The organism is Xanthomonas sp. F4, assembly GCF_011761895.1.
This window is the reverse complement of record NZ_JAASQX010000007.1, coordinates 101,541-117,637: the sequence shown is the minus strand read 5'-3', so window position 1 is coordinate 117,637 and position 16,097 is coordinate 101,541. Positions and strand designations below refer to the sequence as shown.

Annotated in this window: 13 protein-coding genes; 7 read left to right on the top strand and 6 right to left on the bottom strand. The window is 70.6% G+C overall.

All coding sequences use genetic code 11. The annotated features are described in order from the left end of the window. Positions 1-2: 2 nt before the first annotated feature. On the bottom strand, positions 3-371 hold the full coding sequence (locus FHR66_RS18495; protein ID WP_160965436.1) for a rhodanese-like domain-containing protein: 369 nt from the start codon (positions 369-371) through the stop codon (positions 3-5). A gap of 158 nt (positions 372-529) precedes the next feature. On the opposite strand from FHR66_RS18495, the gene FHR66_RS18490 reads away from it, so the two are divergent. The 4 genes from FHR66_RS18490 (at position 530) to trxC (ending at position 5,905) form a co-directional block, all read left to right on the top strand. Next, a complete protein-coding gene (locus FHR66_RS18490) occupies positions 530-1,705 on the top strand; it encodes an efflux RND transporter periplasmic adaptor subunit (RefSeq protein ID WP_160965438.1) in 1,176 nt (391 codons plus the stop codon). A gap of 1 nt (position 1,706) precedes the next feature. After that, positions 1,707-4,907 (top strand): efflux RND transporter permease subunit, encoded by a 3,201-nt coding sequence (locus FHR66_RS18485; protein WP_160965440.1) that lies wholly within the window; start codon positions 1,707-1,709, stop codon positions 4,905-4,907. Positions 4,908-4,985: 78 nt separating this feature from the next. Next, positions 4,986-5,465: an OsmC family protein gene (locus FHR66_RS18480; RefSeq protein ID WP_160965442.1), complete on the top strand. Its 480-nt coding sequence runs from the start codon at positions 4,986-4,988 to the stop codon at positions 5,463-5,465. Then, on the top strand, positions 5,462-5,905 hold the full coding sequence (gene trxC, locus FHR66_RS18475) for a thioredoxin TrxC (protein ID WP_160965444.1): 444 nt from the start codon (positions 5,462-5,464) through the stop codon (positions 5,903-5,905). The genes FHR66_RS18480 and trxC overlap by 4 nt, the downstream gene beginning before the upstream one ends. 88 nt (positions 5,906-5,993) lie before the next feature. Here the strand turns inward: trxC and FHR66_RS18470 are convergent, their stop codons facing one another. The 3 genes from FHR66_RS18470 to FHR66_RS18460 form a co-directional block, all read right to left on the bottom strand. Then, positions 5,994-6,806 (bottom strand): S1/P1 nuclease, encoded by an 813-nt coding sequence (locus FHR66_RS18470; protein WP_160965446.1) that lies wholly within the window; start codon positions 6,804-6,806, stop codon positions 5,994-5,996. A gap of 140 nt (positions 6,807-6,946) precedes the next feature. Then, positions 6,947-7,567: an OmpW/AlkL family protein gene (locus tag FHR66_RS18465; protein WP_167088020.1), complete on the bottom strand. Its 621-nt coding sequence runs from the start codon at positions 7,565-7,567 to the stop codon at positions 6,947-6,949. A 241-nt stretch (positions 7,568-7,808) separates the two neighbouring features. Further along, entirely contained in the window at positions 7,809-8,438 is a 630-nt protein-coding gene (locus FHR66_RS18460; protein WP_160965450.1) for an OmpW/AlkL family protein, read from the bottom strand. 160 nt (positions 8,439-8,598) lie between these two features. Between FHR66_RS18460 and gap the strand changes: the two genes are divergently transcribed. After that, complete coding sequence (gene gap, locus FHR66_RS18455; RefSeq protein ID WP_043094937.1) at positions 8,599-9,600, top strand: type I glyceraldehyde-3-phosphate dehydrogenase; 1,002 nt, start codon at positions 8,599-8,601, stop codon at positions 9,598-9,600. A gap of 189 nt (positions 9,601-9,789) precedes the next feature. On the opposite strand, the gene FHR66_RS18450 is transcribed toward gap, so the two are convergent. Both FHR66_RS18450 and FHR66_RS18445 read right to left on the bottom strand, forming a co-directional pair. Beyond that, a complete protein-coding gene (locus FHR66_RS18450; protein ID WP_160965452.1) occupies positions 9,790-10,251 on the bottom strand; it encodes a hypothetical protein in 462 nt (153 codons plus the stop codon). A gap of 291 nt (positions 10,252-10,542) precedes the next feature. Continuing rightward, complete coding sequence (locus tag FHR66_RS18445) at positions 10,543-11,619, bottom strand: methyl-accepting chemotaxis protein (RefSeq protein ID WP_160965454.1); 1,077 nt, start codon at positions 11,617-11,619, stop codon at positions 10,543-10,545. Positions 11,620-11,876: 257 nt separating this feature from the next. Here FHR66_RS18445 and FHR66_RS18440 point away from each other — a divergent pair, with 257 nt between their 5' ends. Then, positions 11,877-14,633 (top strand): DUF2339 domain-containing protein, encoded by a 2,757-nt coding sequence (locus FHR66_RS18440; protein WP_167088018.1) that lies wholly within the window; start codon positions 11,877-11,879, stop codon positions 14,631-14,633. Then, positions 14,630-15,991 (top strand): DUF3999 domain-containing protein, encoded by a 1,362-nt coding sequence (locus FHR66_RS18435; RefSeq protein WP_160967590.1) that lies wholly within the window; start codon positions 14,630-14,632, stop codon positions 15,989-15,991. The genes FHR66_RS18440 and FHR66_RS18435 overlap by 4 nt, the downstream gene beginning before the upstream one ends. Positions 15,992-16,097 lie beyond the last annotated feature (106 nt).

Genomic DNA, 16,097 nt, shown 5'->3' with positions numbered 1-16,097 from the left:
GCTCAGAAATCGACCGGGCCGCCGGCCGCGGTCCAGCCGAGGAAGCCACCGGTCAGCGAGCGCACCGCGGTGTAGCCCAGGTGCTGCAGGCTCAGCGCCGCCAGCGTGGAGCGGCCGCCGCTGGCGCAGTACAGCAGGATCGGCTGGTCGCGCCGGGCCAGCGCCGGATCGGCGTCGAGGCGGAACTCGAGGATGCCGCGCGGGATGTTGATGGCGTTGGGCAGGTGGCCCATGGCGAACTCGCCGGGTTCGCGCACGTCGATGATCCATTCGCCGGGCAGCGGCGTGGCGGCGGCATCGGTGTGGACGGGGGTTTCGTGGATTTGCGCGCGTGCGCGATCGACCAGGGCTTGAGCGGAGGAGACGGGCATTGGGGGTGCTCGGCGGGAAAGTGCGTACATCATATCAGTTGACTCTAATATAAGAAAATTCTAATTTATCTCGCGGCCAGCCTCGCGCGGTCGCAACCGCCGCCGCGGGGCATCGCCCGTCGACGGCGCAAACCTGCCTTTCCTTCTGGAGTTCGATCATGCATGTGCGTCGTTGGCCGATCTGGGACGCGGAGAACGCCGGACGGCGGCGCTGCACGGGCACGGCTGCCGCCACGCCGTTGCGCCGGAGCGTCCGCGCGACCCTGCCCGCTGTGTTCGCGTCGCTGGCCATGCTGGCGCTCGCCGGCTGCCGCCATGACGCCGCTGCCGTTGCGCCGCCGCCATTGCCGGTGCTGGCGACCGCGCCGGTGGAAGCCGTGGCGATAGGGTCCCGCTCCTGGGACGGCGTGGTCGCCGCGGTGGAACATGCAGAGCTGAGCGCGCAGACCGGCGGTCGGGTGCGCAGCGTCGCGGTGGACGTGGGCGATCGGGTCGCCGCCGGCCAGGTGCTGCTGCAACTGAGCGCGGTGGAACAGCGCGCCGGTGTCGACAGCGCACAGGCGCAGCTGCGCGCTGCCATGGCCAGCGCCGGCGAGGCCGAGGCCAGCTACCGCCGCTATGCCGCCCTGGCCGACGCGCAGTACGTGTCGCGCGCACAACTGGATCAGGCCCGCGCCACCCGCGATGCGGCCAGCGCGGCCCGCGCCGCGGCCGCCGCGCAACTGGCCCAGGCGCAACAGCCGGCCGAGTACACGCTGGTGCGCGCGCCGTTTGCCGGGGTGATCAGTGCGCGCCAGGTGCAGCCGGGCGAGGCGGTGGCGGCCGGGCAGGCGTTGCTGTCGCTGTACGTGCCCGGCGCGCAGCGCATCGAGGTGCAGGTGCCGCAGTCCGATGCGGAGGCGATCCGTGCCGCGCCGCGCGCGCAGGTGCGGCTGGATGATGGGCGCAGCCTGCAGGTTCCGCAGGTGGCGGTGTTCCCCACCGCCGATCCGCGCAGCCACAGCGTGACGGTGCGGGTGCCGCTGCCGGCGCTGCAGCCGGCCCCGGCGCCGGGCACCACGGCCAAGGTCGGCTTTGCGCTGGCCGTCGGCGCTCCCGCGGAGGCGGTGCCGTTGAGCATTCCACGCTCGGCGTTGTTGCAGCGAGGCGAGCTCAGCTCCGCCTATGTCCTGGCCGATGGGCGGCTGATCCTGCGTCAGCTGCGGATCGGGCGGCGCGATGCACAGCGGGTGGAAGTGCTGGCCGGGTTGCGCGCGGGCGAGCGTGTGGTGCGCGACCCGGTCGCCGCCGGACAGGCGCTGGCGGCGCAGCGGCGCGCGCTGGCGGAGCGCTGAGATGGGCATGTCCGGGCGCCTGGCGGCGTTCTTCCAGGCCAATCCGCTGACGCCACTGCTGGCCCTGCTCGGCCTGCTGCTCGGCCTGGCCGCGGTGGCGGTCACCCCGCGCGAAGAAGAGCCGCAGATCGACGTGACCATGGCCAATGTATTCGTGGCCTTGCCCGGCGCCGATGCGCGCGAAGTCGAGCAATTGCTGAGCACGCCGCTGGAACAGAAGCTCGACGAGATCGAAGGCATCAAGCACGTGTACTCGGTCAGCCGCCCGGGCCAGGCGGTGCTGACCGTCGAGTTCGAGGTCGGGGTGCCGCGCCAGACCGCCCTGGTGCGCCTGTACAACCAGGTGTATTCCAACCTGGACGTGCTGCCGACGCGGATGGGCGCGAGCGCGCCGCTGATCAAGCCCAAGGGCATCGACGACGTGCCGGTGATGAGCGTGACCCTGTGGAGCGACGATCCGCAGCGCAGCGCCGCGGACCTGGGCGCGATCGCACGCACGCTGGAAACCGAACTCAAGCGCATTCCCGGCACGCGCGACATCTACAGCATCGGTGCGCCGCCGCGGGTGCTGACGGTGACCCTGGACCCGGCGCGGCTGGCCGCATACGACCTCACCGTGGCCGACCTCGGTCAGGCGCTGCAGGGCGCGAACGTGGTGCGCCAGCTCGGCGACCGGATCGGCGGCGGCCGCGCGGTGCCGCTCAGTGCCGGCCGCTTCCTGGCCGATGCCGATACGGTGCGCGACCTGGTGATCGGCATGCACGGTGGCCAGCCGCTGCAGTTGCGTGACGTGGCGCAGGTGCAGGCCGGCGCCGACCTGCCCGATGCGTATGTGTGGTACGGCGCGCCGCCCGCGCGCGGCGGGCCGGCGCAGGGACGTGCTCCGGCGGTGACCCTGGCCATCGCCAAGAAGCCGGGGAGCGACGCCTCGGCGCTCACCCGCGTGGTGAGTGCGCGCCTGCAGGCATTGCGTGGCGAGCTGCTGCCGCAGGGCGTGCATGCGGAGGTCACGCGCGACTACGGCGCCAGCGCGGCGGCCAAGGCCGGCAAGCTGATCCACAAACTGGTGTTCGCCACCGCCTCGGTGGTGCTGCTGGTGCTGTTCGCGCTGGGCTGGCGCGAGGCCATCGTGGTCGGCAGCGCGGTGGTGCTGACCCTGGCGCTCACGCTGTTCGCCTCGTGGGCGATGGGGTTCACCCTCAATCGCGTGTCGTTGTTCGCGCTGATCTTCTCGATCGGCATCCTGGTCGATGACGCCATCGTGGTGGTCGAGAACATCCACCGCCATCTCCGTGCCGGTGGCAAGACCCTGCGCGAGGCGATTCCGCCGGCGGTGGACGAAGTCGGCGGTCCGACCATCCTCGCCACGTTCACCGTGATCGCGGCGCTGATGCCGATGGCCTTCGTCAGCGGCCTGATGGGGCCGTACATGCGGCCGATCCCGATCAATGCCTCGGTCGGCATGCTGTTGTCGCTGGCGATCGCGCTGGTGGTGACGCCGTGGCTGGCGCTGAAGCTGCTCAGGCGGCATGCGCCGGCGGTCGATGCGGGCCGGGATGCCGATGCCGCGCCGCCGCGCCTGCAGCGCCTGTTCGCGCGCTTGCTGCACCCGTTCCTGGATCCTGTCCGCGGCGCGCGGCGGCGCGGCTGGCTGTTCGCCGGCATCGCCGCCCTGCTGCTGGCCGCGGTGGGCCTGGTCGGGCTGCAGCGGGTGGTGCTGAAGATGCTGCCGTTCGACGACAAGTCCGAACTGCAGATCGTGGTCGACTTGCCCGAGGGCAGCACCCTGCAAGAGACCGACGCGCTGTTGGTGGAACTGTCCGGCGTGCTCGAGCGCACGCCGGAGGTGCACGATTACCAGGGCTACGCCGGTACCTCGGCGCCGGTCAACTTCAATGGTCTGGTGCGCCAGTACTTTCTGCGCAGCGGCAACAACGTCGGCGACCTGCAGGTGAACCTGGTCGACAAGCACCAGCGCACGCGCCACAGCCACGCCATCGCCCGTGCGCTGCGGCCGCCGCTGGCAGCGATCGCGCGACGTCATGGCGCCTCGCTGAAGGTGGTGGAAGTGCCGCCGGGGCCGCCGGTGTTGGCGCCGTTGGTGGCCGAGGTGTATGGGCCGGACTATGCGCGCAGCCGCCAGATCGCCCTGGCGCTGGCGCAGCGCTTCCTGCGCACGCCGAACGTGGTCGATGTCGACACCAGCGCGGAGAGCGCGGCCAGCCGCGAAACGCTGGTGGTGGACCAGGTCCGCGCCGCCCGCCTTGGCGTGAGCCAGGCCGCTGTCGCAGACGCCTTGGCCACGGCCGTGCAGGGCCTGGACGTCACCTGGCTGCACGATGGCGCCTCCAAGGTGGCACAGCCGGTGCGGCTGCGCCTGCCGGCTGCCGAGCAGGCCGCCAGTGCACGCTTGCTGGCGCTGCGCGTGCGCGGCGGCGATGGGCAACTGGTGCCGTTGTCGGAACTGGTGGCGGTGCAGCGCCTGCCCTGGGACGACAGCATCGCGCACAAGGACCTGCGGCCGGTGGTGTACGTCACCGGCGACGAAGCCGGGCGCCTGGATAGCCCGCTGTACGGCATGTTCGACCTGGTCGGGCAACTGCGCCGGCACCAGCCCGGCGGCCAGGCGCTGCAGCAGCACTTCATCGCGCCGCCGGCCGACACCGGCGATTTCGCGGTGAAGTGGGACGGCGAATGGCAGATCACCTACGAGACCTTCCGCGACATGGGCATCGCCTACGCGGTCGGCTTGTTGCTGATCTATCTGCTGGTGGTGGCGCAGTTCCGCAGCTATCTGCTGCCGCTGGTGATCATGGCGCCGATTCCGCTGACGGTGATCGGGGTGATGCCGGGCCACGCCCTGCTCGGCGCGCAGTTCACCGCGACCAGCATGATCGGCATGATCGCGCTGGCCGGCATCATCGTGCGCAACTCGATCCTGCTGGTGGACTTCATTCGCCATGCCTTGGCGCAAGGGCGAAGCGCCGAACAGGCGGTGATCGAGGCCTGCGCGGTGCGCGCGCCGCCGATCGTGCTGACCGGCCTGGCGGCGATGCTGGGCGCGTTGTTCATCCTCGACGATCCGATCTTCAACGGCCTGGCGGTGGCGCTGCTGTTCGGCATCCTGGTCAGCACCGCGCTGACCCTGCTGGTCATCCCGCTGTTGTACTACCCGCTGGCGCGGCGCGAAGCGGCGACGTGAGCGCGACGATGCGTCCACATCCCGTTCCCGGTGCCGGCGTAGAGTCGCAAGTCCCTTCTTCGCAGTGGAGCCTCCGCCATGCCCATCGGCGATCCGATCCGCGTCACCCTGGAGCAGGACACGGACTTCGCGTTCCGCATCCGCTTCGACGAAACCGCGCTGGAGCCCTGGTTGAGCGACGAAGCCGCGCCGCTGGGCCAGGAGCGCGGCCCCAATCCCACGCGCATCCTGCTGGCCGGCATCGCCAATTGCCTGGCGGCGAGCCTGTTGTTCGCGATGCGCAAGTACAAGAACGATCCGGCCGGTGTGGTCGCGCACATCACCGCCACGCCGATGCGCAATCCGGAGGGGTTCTGGCGCATTCCGCAGGCGTCGGTGGAACTGCAGTTGCCCGGCGCCAACCAGGACTACGCGCAACTTGAGCGGATCCTCGCCCAGTTCGAGCAGTTCTGCGTGGTCACCCAGAGCGTGCGCCAGGGCATCGACGTGCAGGTCACCGTCAAGGATGCGCAGGGCACCGTGCTGCTCGGTGACAAGAGCATCGAGGCCGGGGCATGAGCGAGCCGCTGCATGTCGCCTGCCCGCACTGCGCCGCGCTCAACCGCGTGCCGGGCGAGAAGCTGTCGGCGTCGCCGCAGTGCGGGCGCTGCCATCGCGGTTTGTTCGACGCCACGCCGGTGACGTTGACTGCGGACAACTTCGCCGCGCATGCCGAACGCAGCGATCTTCCCCTGCTGGTGGACGTCTGGGCGCCGTGGTGCGGCCCGTGCCGGACAATGGCCCCGCATTTCGCCGCTGCAGCGGCGCAACTGGAGCCGCAATTGCGCCTGGGCAAGCTCGACAGCGACGCGCAGCCGGCGCTGGCCGGGCGCTTCGGGATTCGCAGCATTCCGACGCTGATTCTCCTGCGGCAGGGACGCGAACTCGGCCGGCACAGCGGCGCCATCGGCACCGCCGAGATCGTGCGCTGGGCGCGGGCGCAGCTGGGTGTGGCGTAAGTGCTCTTGTAGGAGCGGCTTCAGCCGCGATGTGCTTTCCCAGGCAAGCCCATCGCGGCTGAAGCCGCTCCTACCCTGTGCGCCGCGCTTACTTGCCCAGCGCTGCGTTCAAGGTTGCCGCCAGATCGGCACCGGCCTGGCGCAACTGCGCCTCGGCGACCGGGCGCCAGGTCGTCACGTAATCGGCCGGCAGCTTGGCGCCAGGAGGATAGAAGCCCGGGCGCATCATGATCTTGCAGGAGGCCTCGGCCCAGGCGGCCGCTGGCGGCGGCAGTGCGCTGCCGGCCGGGGACGGCGCCGGTAACGGCTGCTTTTCCAGCTCGGCCAGGTAGGCCTGTTCGTCGAGTCCACGGCTGCGCAGCAGGCCGCTGTCCCACAGCGCGTGCAGATTGGTGCCCTTGCCATCGAACTGGATCTGCACGGTGTTGGCGCCCTTGTCGCGGGCGTAGCCGGCATGCAGCGGCTGCTGCACGTCGCCGGCGAAATGCACGACGAACTTCAGTGCCTGCACGCGGGCGGCCTGCGGCTGGCTGCGATCGGCGAGGATCGCGGCCTGGCGGCGCAGCGCCTCGACCGCGCAGTTGCCGTCCGGGCAGTCGCGGGTCTGTTCGTAGTGGCAGTCGTTCTCGGCCAGGTTGACGTAGTGCCAGCGCGCGCCGCGCTTGCCCAGGTCGGGATCGTGTTCGCGGAGCTGGTCGGCCCAGTTGGCCACGCCGGCCAGGGTCGGTTCGGGTTCGCCCTGCAGCAGGGCCTGGACCTGGGTGCGGGCTTCCGGGGTGAGTTGGGTGTCGGCGAGATCGGCGACCAGGCGGTGGCCCAGCGGGCCCCAGGCGAAAGCGGCGGACGGCGCGGCGGCGAGGGCCGCGGCAAGCGCGGTGCAAACGAGGGAAGAGGTTTTCATGCGCGGATTCTAGCCGGCGACGACGACGCGGCCATGACCCGTGCCGGGTCCGTTGCGCTGCGGCTCAGCGTGGCGACAACGTGGCGCGGCAGGTGTGCCGGCCGCTCAGGGCCGCCTTGGACGCGGCCCGATGCGCTGGCTCAGAAATACATCAGGTAGGCGACGCCGTAGGTGACCGGATCGAGCTTGGCCTTGCCGAGCTTGCTGCCATCGACCTCCACGTCGCTGCGCATGCCGGTCCAGCGCGCGTCCACGCGGATCGCGCTGCGCTCGCCCACAGCGAAGTCCACGCCCGTATGCAGCGCCGGGCCGACGCTGTCCTTGAACTTCACGTCATTGGACGAGAACGCGCCCTTGCCGTCGCTGCCGAGGAAGGCGGTGTAGTTGAGGCCGGCGCCGACGAACGGAGAGATGTCGCCGTTGCCGTTGAAGTGGTACTGCAGCGAGATGGTGGGCGACAGCATCCAGGCGCTGCCGATATCGCCGCCGCGGTCCACGCCGATCTTCTGCTGGCCGACCAGGCCCTGGATCTCCAGGCCGAGGTTGCCGCGGAAGAAGTACTCGTAACTGAACGATACGGCCGGCGCGGTGTCGGCGTCGAAGCGCTGGTCGCTGCCGCGCAGCGTGCCGTTGGAGCCGCCCGGCACCATGCCGTGCAGGCCGTAGCTGGTGGTGAAATGGCCGGCCGATTGCGCCGCAGCGGGCAGGGCGATGCTGGCGATGGCGGCGACGGCAAGGCGACGGAACAGGCGTGGCGGCATGGGAGACCCCGGTGGACGACGAGTGGGCGGATGCGAACCCCGTGTCGGCCCGGCGGGCGCCGATCCACATCCGTGTGGCGCGTAGTCTGCCAGAGAAGCGCCGCGGACGCGCTGCGACCGGCGTGTCCGCGTGCGTGGCCGCTGCCGACCTGGCGCGCGACCCGGTGCCCGGGATGGCACCACCGCGGCGAACGGCGCCAGTCCTGTCGGCGCCGTCGCACATGGCGGCGCCGGAGCCTTCTCAGAACTTCATCACGTAGGCCAGGCCGTACACCAGCGGATCGATGTGCGCGGTGCCCAGGTCGCTGCCGTTGACCTTCACCTTGCTGTCGATGTCGATCCAGCGCATGTCCACGCGCAGCGCCGATTTTTCGGTGAGCGCGATGTCCACGCCAGCGTGCGCGGCCAGGCCCCAGGAGTCGTCCAGCTTGAGCTTGCTGCCGGCCAGCGCGCCGGTGGTCTTCTCGCTGAAGAAGGTGGTGTAGTTGAGGCCGGCGCCGACGAACGGCGAGACCTTGCCGGCACTGTTGAAGTGGTACTGCAGCGACACCACCGGCGGCAGATGCTTGGTGCTGCCGACCTTGCCCACGCCCTTGACGCTGATGTCGTGCTCGAACGGCAGCGCGGCCAGTACTTCCACGCCCAGGTTCTGCTGCACGAAATACTCGAAGGTCACCGTCGGGCGGATGTTGCTGTCGATGCGCAGCGGCAGGGTGCCGCCGGCCAACGCGCCGTTGTCGGACTTCGGATTGACCTGGTGGGCGCCGATGCCGATGGTCCAGTCGCCTTGCGACTGCGCCAGCGCCGGCAGGGCGCACAGGGTCAGGGCGGCGGCCAGGCCGGTGAGCAGGAAGGGGGAGGGGGTACGCATGGTGGAGTCTCGGTTGGGTGTGGGCGCAGTGTCCGGCGCGGCGCACCGTGGCGCCTTGATCCTGATCAAACCGGCGTGTCCGGCGGGGCGCGGCTGGCCTGCTAGAATGGGATTTCCCCTTCCATCCGCCGCGCCAGGCGCGGCCGCAGGAGCTACTGAAATGGCAATCAAGGTCGGCATCAACGGTTTCGGTCGCATCGGGCGCAACGTGCTGCGCTCGGCGGTGCAGAATTTCGGCAGCGACATCGAGATCGTCGCCATCAACGACCTGCTGGAGCCGGATTATCTGGCCTACATGCTGCAGTACGACTCCGTGCACGGCCGCTTCGAGGGCGAGGTGTCGGTCGACGGCGGTCACCTGCTGGTCAACGGCAAGAAGATCCGCCTGACCCAGGAACGCGATCCGGCGGCGCTGAAGTGGGGCGAGGTCGGCGTGGACGTGGTGATCGAATCCACCGGCCTGTTCCTGACCAAGGAAACCGCGCAGAAGCATCTGGACGCCGGCGCCAAGAAAGTGATCCTGTCGGCGCCGTCGAAGGACGACACGCCGATGTTCGTCTACGGCGTCAACGACAGCACCTATGCCGGCCAGGCCATCGTCTCCAACGCCAGCTGCACCACCAACTGCCTGGCGCCGCTGGCCAAGGTGATCAACGACAAGTGGGGCATCAAGCGTGGCCTGATGACCACCGTGCACGCGGCCACCGCCACCCAGAAGACCGTGGACGGCCCGAGCAACAAGGATTGGCGCGGCGGCCGCGGCATCCTGGAGAACATCATTCCGTCCAGCACCGGCGCGGCCAAGGCGGTCGGCGTGGTGATCCCGGAGTTGAACAAGAAGCTCACCGGCATGAGCTTCCGCGTGCCGACCTCGGACGTGTCGGTGGTCGACCTGACCGTGGAACTGGAGAAGCCGGCCACCTACGCCGAGATCTGTGCCGAAGTGAAGGCGCAGAGCGAAGGCGCGCTGAAGGGCATCCTCGGCTACACCGAGGACAAGGTGGTGGCGACCGATTTCCGCGGCGACGCACGCACCTCGATCTTCGATGCCGACGCCGGCATCGCCCTGGATGGCACCTTCGTCAAGCTGGTGTCCTGGTACGACAACGAGTGGGGCTACTCCAACAAGTGCCTGGAAATGGTCAAGGTGGTGGCGAAGTAAAAGGCCAGGCGTCGCCCGCCCAGTGCGGGCGATGCGGTCTTGTGGCAGCGTCCGGCATGGCCTGGCGCTGCCGCCAACCAAGCCGAGGCGGCAACGAAAAAGGAGCGCTCACGCGCTCCTTTTTCGTTGTGACGAGCCGCTGGCCCTGCCGCGGCGCGTCGAATGCCGCAGGCTGGCTCGGCCTCGCGATTACAGCGCGTCGCGCGATTGGTTGCTTTCGGTCTGCCGATAGTCGGTGACCACGCCCTTGGCGTCGAATTCAACCTCCAGGTCATACGACTTGACGTTGCGTGCACCGACGCCGTGGTCCTGCGCCTCGTTGATCGCCTGGCCGGTGTAGAAACCCGGCAGCATGCGCTTGAGCACCGTCGTCGCGGTACCGCGCACTTTTTCGCCGTGCGACTCGCCCGGCCTGTAGGTCCAGGACTTTTCGTAACCGCCTTCCTTTCCGGAAGTCCTGTAGACGTGCTTGGGCTCGCCATAGATGGCGCGCACTTCTTCCTTGGTGGTCTTGCCGATGACGATGTTCTTCTTGACCGCATCGGCGGTGTAGAGATCCGGATTGTCGACCTTTTCGGCCAGGGCGGGAGCGGCGAAGGACGCGGCCAGCAGGGTCGAGATCAGCAGGGTGCGAAAGGGTTTCATGGTCATGTCCGTTTACCTGGGGAGTGGCGTCTGCAATCCAGCGTGCACCGGTCGCGTCGAGGCGATGCGTCGGTCCGGCATCAGCGCGGCGCAACGAGCTTAGGCATGGCGAAATGACGCCGTCAATACGGCATGCAGCGGCGTTCAGGCAGCGACGACACCTGTGTCGGCGATGCTCGTGGGCGGATCGCGAACGCGATGCGGCATGGCGTGACCTGCGCACCGTCCTGACGCAGCGCGCACTGCCCTGTGATCCGCTGCCGCTTTTTGCGCAGGACGCGGTGCGTCGTGTACCGACTACAGCGCCTGCAGGATCAGCGAGTGCCAGCCGGTGCGGTAGGTTTCGTAGCCGGGCGAGGCGGCATGCGCAATGCAATGCGGCCGGCCATCGAGGTCGATCAGCACCGCGCCGCGCGGTTGCTTGAACAAGGCCTCGCGGCCGTCGAAGTCGAGCCGCTCCTGCAGCATGCGTCCGGCCGAGTCTGCCAGCACCTGGCCCTGCGCGTCGACGATGCAGACGCGGCTGCGGCCCCATTCGGATTCGGACAGCGGCGTGCGCTGCACGATCGTCTGCGCCAGTGCGTCCCAGCGGAACACGATGCCCAGCACGCCGAGCACGCGGCCATCGATGCGGCCCCCCTCACGGACCGTGCACGCGTACACCAGCACCCGCTCGCCATCGGCCAGCGCACTGGGGTGCACGCCCTGAAAGCTGAAGTCCTCGCCGCTGCGGGTGCGCATGGCCTGCTCGAACCACGGTTGTGCGGAGACGTCGCTGCCGACCGAGGCGAACTGCCGCGGCCGGCCGTTGGCGCGGATGCGGCCATCGCTGCCAGCCAGGATCAGGTCGAAGTAGACCGTGTACGAATCCAGGATCTGGCCCATGCGCCGCGATGCGTAGGCCAGTGCGTCGGCGTCGCTGTCGGCGCGTGCCGCCGCCACGACCGCGGCGTCGGTGGCCCACCAGCGCACGTCGCAACTGCGCTCATAGAGGTTGCGGTCGATCAGGTCGATGTTGCTCAGCGCCAGTTCGCTGAGCCGGGTGCGGCGCACGTCGTCCTGCAGCCGGCCCAGCGTCTGCCGCATCTCCGCACTGGTGCGCGCGGCGACCTTGTCCAGGTCCTGCGTGGCTTCGGCTACGCGTCGCGACAGCCCGTCCATTTCCTGCGCGATGACGCTGAAGCCGCGTCCGGCGGCGCCGATCCGCGCCGATTCGATGCGCGCGTTCATCGAGATCATGTGGGTGGTGCGGTTGATCGCGTCGATGCCCTGCAACGAGCGGCGCAGCTGGCCCAGCAATTGGTCGGACAGGCCGACGACCGCGCGGATATGGTCATCGATCCCCGCGTCGGCGGGGTGGGCGGGTAGGTTCATTCATGCTGCCGGTGGGGTGGGAGGGAACAGCAGACGCACGACGTGGTAAGGGGTGTAGCGGCCGTCGAGCTAACGCCTTGAGGGTGGCGTGAAGACCGTCCGTCGGAACGTCGGGCCTTGCCCTGCCTGGGTCGCGGCCGCGTTCGCGGACCGATGCCGGCACCGAACTCGTCTACCATCTGCGCCAGGTCCGGCGCTGCCGGACACCGGATGGGCGCCTTGTGGCGCCGCACCACCGCTGTGGAGATGCGAGTCGAATGGAGATGTTGATCGTGCTGGTGGTGTTGGCGGTGCTGGCGGTGCCGGTGCTGTTGATCGTGACGCTGGTGGGGCAATCGCGTCTGCGCCAGCGGCTCGCCGCGTTGGAGGCGCAGGTCGCACGGATGGCCGCCGCCCCGGTGCCGCCTGCGACGGCCTGGGCCGGCCCCGTGGCCGCGGCCGGGAAGCCCGATGCTGCCGCCGAACCCGAGGTGGAGGCCGAGGGCCTGCCGATCGCGGCGTCCCTCGACCTCGCGCGTCCGCACCAGGTCGCGGAGGATGCCGGCGTGCCGCCGCCGCCGCTGCCGCCGCTGCCGCTGCCGCAGCCCTTGCCGGTGCCGCCGCAGGCCGACGATTTCGCGACGCTGGCCGCCGCGGTCGAACAGGCCGAGCGGGAGCAGGCGCAGGCGCGCGCCGCCGCCAGCGCCGCGATCGCTGCGCTGCATCGGCCGGATCCGATCGAGCGGCTGCTGGGCGGGATCAAACGCTGGTTCACCGAGGGCAACGTCCCGGTCAAGATCGGCATGCTGGTGCTGCTGGCCGGCGTCGCCGCGCTGCTGAAGTACGCCGGCGACCAGGGCTGGCTGCGCATGCCGATCGAGTTGCGTTATGCCGGCATCGCCGCCGCGTCGCTGGCCGGCCTGGCCTTCGGCTGGCGCCAGCGCACGCGCAAGCGCAGCTTTGCGCTGGCCCTGCAGGGCGGGGCGATCGGCGTGCTGCTGCTGACCGTGTTTGCCGCGTTCAAGCTGTCCGGGCTGATCCCCGCCGGCGCGGCGCTGGCGCTGAGCGTCGTGCTGGTCGCGGGCATGTGCGTGCTGGCGGTGGCGCAGGAGTCGCGCACGCTGGCGGTGCTGGGCACGCTGGCCGGCTTCCTCGCGCCGCTGTGGCTGTCCACCGGCAGCGGCAACCACGTCGCGCTGTTCTCCTACTACGCGCTGCTCAACGCGGCGGTGTTCGCGATCGCCTGGTACCGGCCGTGGCGGGTGCTGAACCTGCTCGGGTTCGGCTTTACCTTCGGCATCGGCACGCTGTGGGGCGTGCTGCAGTACCGGCCGGACAAGTTCGCCAGCACCGAGCCGTTCCTGCTGCTGTTCTTCGCCTTCTACCTGCTGATCCCGATCCTGTACGCGCGGCGCCAGGAGGCCACGCGCAGCACGCTGATCGACGGCAGCCTGCTGTTCGGCACGCCGCTGATCGCGTTCTCGCTGCAGGCCGGTTTGCTGCGCGGCGAGCGCCTGCCGCTGGCCTTCTGCGCGCTGGGCCTGGCGGCGATCTATGCGCTGCTGGCGGCGGCGCTGATCCGGCGTGCGCGCTTCGCGCTGCTGGGGCAGGCGTATGCGGTGCTGGCGGTGGGCTTCGCCACGCTGGCGGTGCCGTTGGCGCTGTCCGCGCGGGCCACCGCCAGCGTGTTCGCGCTGGAGGGCGCGGCGCTGGTGTGGCTGGGCCTGCGTCAGCGGCGCTGGCTGCCGCAGCTCAGCGGCGCCGGCCTGCAACTGGCGGCCGCGTTCGGCTTCACCGTGGGCCTGGACGCGGTGGCGCAGGACACCCAGGCGATCGTCAATGCCACCTTCATGAGCGCGCTGCTGCTGGCCCTGGCCGGCTTCGTCAGCGCCTGGTGCTACCGCCGCGAGCGTGCCGCGCTGCCGGCGCTGGGCTACTACCTGTGGGGGCTGGCCTGGTGGTGCGGCATCGGCGTTGCCGAGATCCTGCGGTTCGTCGACACCGATGCGCGTGCCGATGTGTTGCTGGCCTGGGTCGCGGTCAGCGGCTGGCTCGCCGCCGAAGCGCAGCGGCGCTGGCCGGCACCGGCATTGGCCGCGACCACGCTGGGCAGCCTGGCGCTGGCGGTGCCGCTGGCGGCCTGGCAGGCCGATGCGCACGGGCAACCGTTTGCCGGGCATGGCGCCTGGGCCTGGGCGCTGTACGCCGTGCTCGGCGTGCGCAGCCTGCTGTGCCTGCGCGACAGTGGCGGCGGCGTGGCGCGCGCGGCGCAGTACGTGTGGTGGCTGGTGTGGCCGATCGTGGCCACCTTGCTGTGCGGCTGGCTGGCGCTGCACAGCGGTCTCGCCGCCGGCTGGCGCTGGATGCTGCTGGTGGCGCCCTGGCTGCTGTTCGCGGCGCTGTCGCTGTGGCGCTGGACCTGGTTGGCGGCGCCGCTGGGCGCGGCGTTCGCGCCGTGGCGCACGGCCTTGCAGAGCACCTACTTCGGCCTGCTCGCGGTGGCCTGGCTGTACAGCCTGGGCCGGCCTGGCAGCAGCGCGCCGCTGCCGTGGGTGCCGGTGCTCAACCCGCTGGAACTGACCCAACTGGCGCTGCTGGTGCTCGGCGTGCGCTGGACCCGCAGCCCCGAACTGCCGGCGCTGCTGCGTCCCTGGCGCACGCACCTGCTGGCCGGCGCCGGGTTCCTGTGGATCACCAGCGTCACCCTGCATGCGGTGCACTATTGGGCGGCGGTGCCGTGGCCCGGCGTGTTGGGCAATGGGGTGGCGCAGACCAGCCTGACCGTGGTCTGGAGCGTGCTGGGCGTGCTCGGCTGGGTGCTGGGCTCGCGGCGCGGCCAGCGCGGGCTGTGGTTGGCCGGTGCGGTGTTGATGGCGGTCGTGCTGGGCAAGCTGTTGCTGGTGGACCGCGGCAACCTCGGCAATGTCGCCGGCATCGCGTCGTTCATCGCTTACGGGCTGTTGTGTACCGTGGTCGGCTATCTGGCGCCGGCACCGCCGCGCGCCGCCGAACCGGCCGAGGAGGCCATCCCATGATCCGACGTGCGCTGTGTCCGTTGCTGCTGGCCTGGCTGCCGCTATGCGCGTTTGCCGCCAGCCAGCGCGACGATTACGCCCAGCAGTGGCCGCTGACCCTGCAGGACGCCGATGCCGGGGCCTATCGCGTGCAGCTCGACGATGCGGTCTACCGCAGCGCACAGCGCGCCTCGTTGGGCGACGTGGAGGTGTTCAACGCGGCGGGCGATCCGTTGCCGGCCGCCTTGTTCGCCGCCGAGCAGGCCGAGACCACGCCGCGCCGGCAGCCGTTGCCGTGGTTTCCGCTGCCGGCCTCGCGCGATGGGCGCACACCGGACCTGGAGCTGATCGCCGAACGCGACCGCGACGGCAGCGTGCGCCGCATCCAGACCCGTGTGGCCAGCGGCGCGGCCGACGCCGGCGCAGGCTGGCTGGTCGACGCCAGCGCGCTGCACGCGCCGCTGCGCGCGGTGTCGCTGCAATGGGCCGCCGCCGCGCAGCCGCAGCAGGCGCGCTACCGGGTCGAGGGCAGCGACGACCTGCGCGACTGGGAGGTGCTGGTGGCGGATGCGACCCTGGTCGACCTGAGCAACCAGGGACACCGGCTGCAGCAACTGCGCATCCCGATCGGCCGGCAGGTGCGCTACCTGCGCCTGCTGCCGCTGGCCGGCGCCAGCGCGCCGCCGCTGACCGGGGTGGAGGCCGAGCTGGCGCCCGCGCCGGTGGCCGCCGACTGGCATTGGCAGCAACTGGACGCAGTCAGCACCGACCCCGCGCAGCACAGCTACGCCTTCGTGTCGCCGGGCCGCTACCCGGTGACGCGCGTGGACGTCGCCTTGCCCGGCAACAACGCGATCGAATGGCGCGTGCAGAGCCGCGACAGTGCCGAGGCGCCCTGGCAGGATCGCGCCGGTCCGTGGCTGGCCTACCAGGTCGGTGGCGGCAGCCGCTCGCCGCCGCAGGCGCTGACCGCGCCGGTACGCGACCGCTACTGGCGGCTGTTCGCGGCGCAGGACCCGGGCCGGCAGCGGCCGGCGCTGCGCCTGGGCTATCAGCCGGAGACGCTGGTGTTCCTGGCGCAGGGTGCGCCGCCGTATGCCTTGGCCGCCGGCAGTGCGCGCACCCAGCGTGCACAGGCGCCATTGGCCGCCGCGTTGCAGGCCTTGCATGTTCAGCGCGGGCCGCAATGGGCGCCGGCCACCGCCAGCCTCGGCGCCGCACAGCCGCTGGCCGGCGCTGCGGCGTTGCAGGCGCCGCCGCCGCCGCGCGACTGGAAGACCTGGCTGCTGTGGGCGCTGCTGGTCGGCGGTGCGCTGCTGGTGGTCGGCTTCGCACTGAGCCTGCTGCGCAAACCCGGCGCCGCCGACGGCACGGGCTGACCGATCCGGCGGCGATGGCGCGCGCGCTGTACCGTGCGCGGCACCGCACCACCGCGATTTGCCGCTGTGCGGCCGACGCCGGACAATGCCGGTTTGACCGCCACGC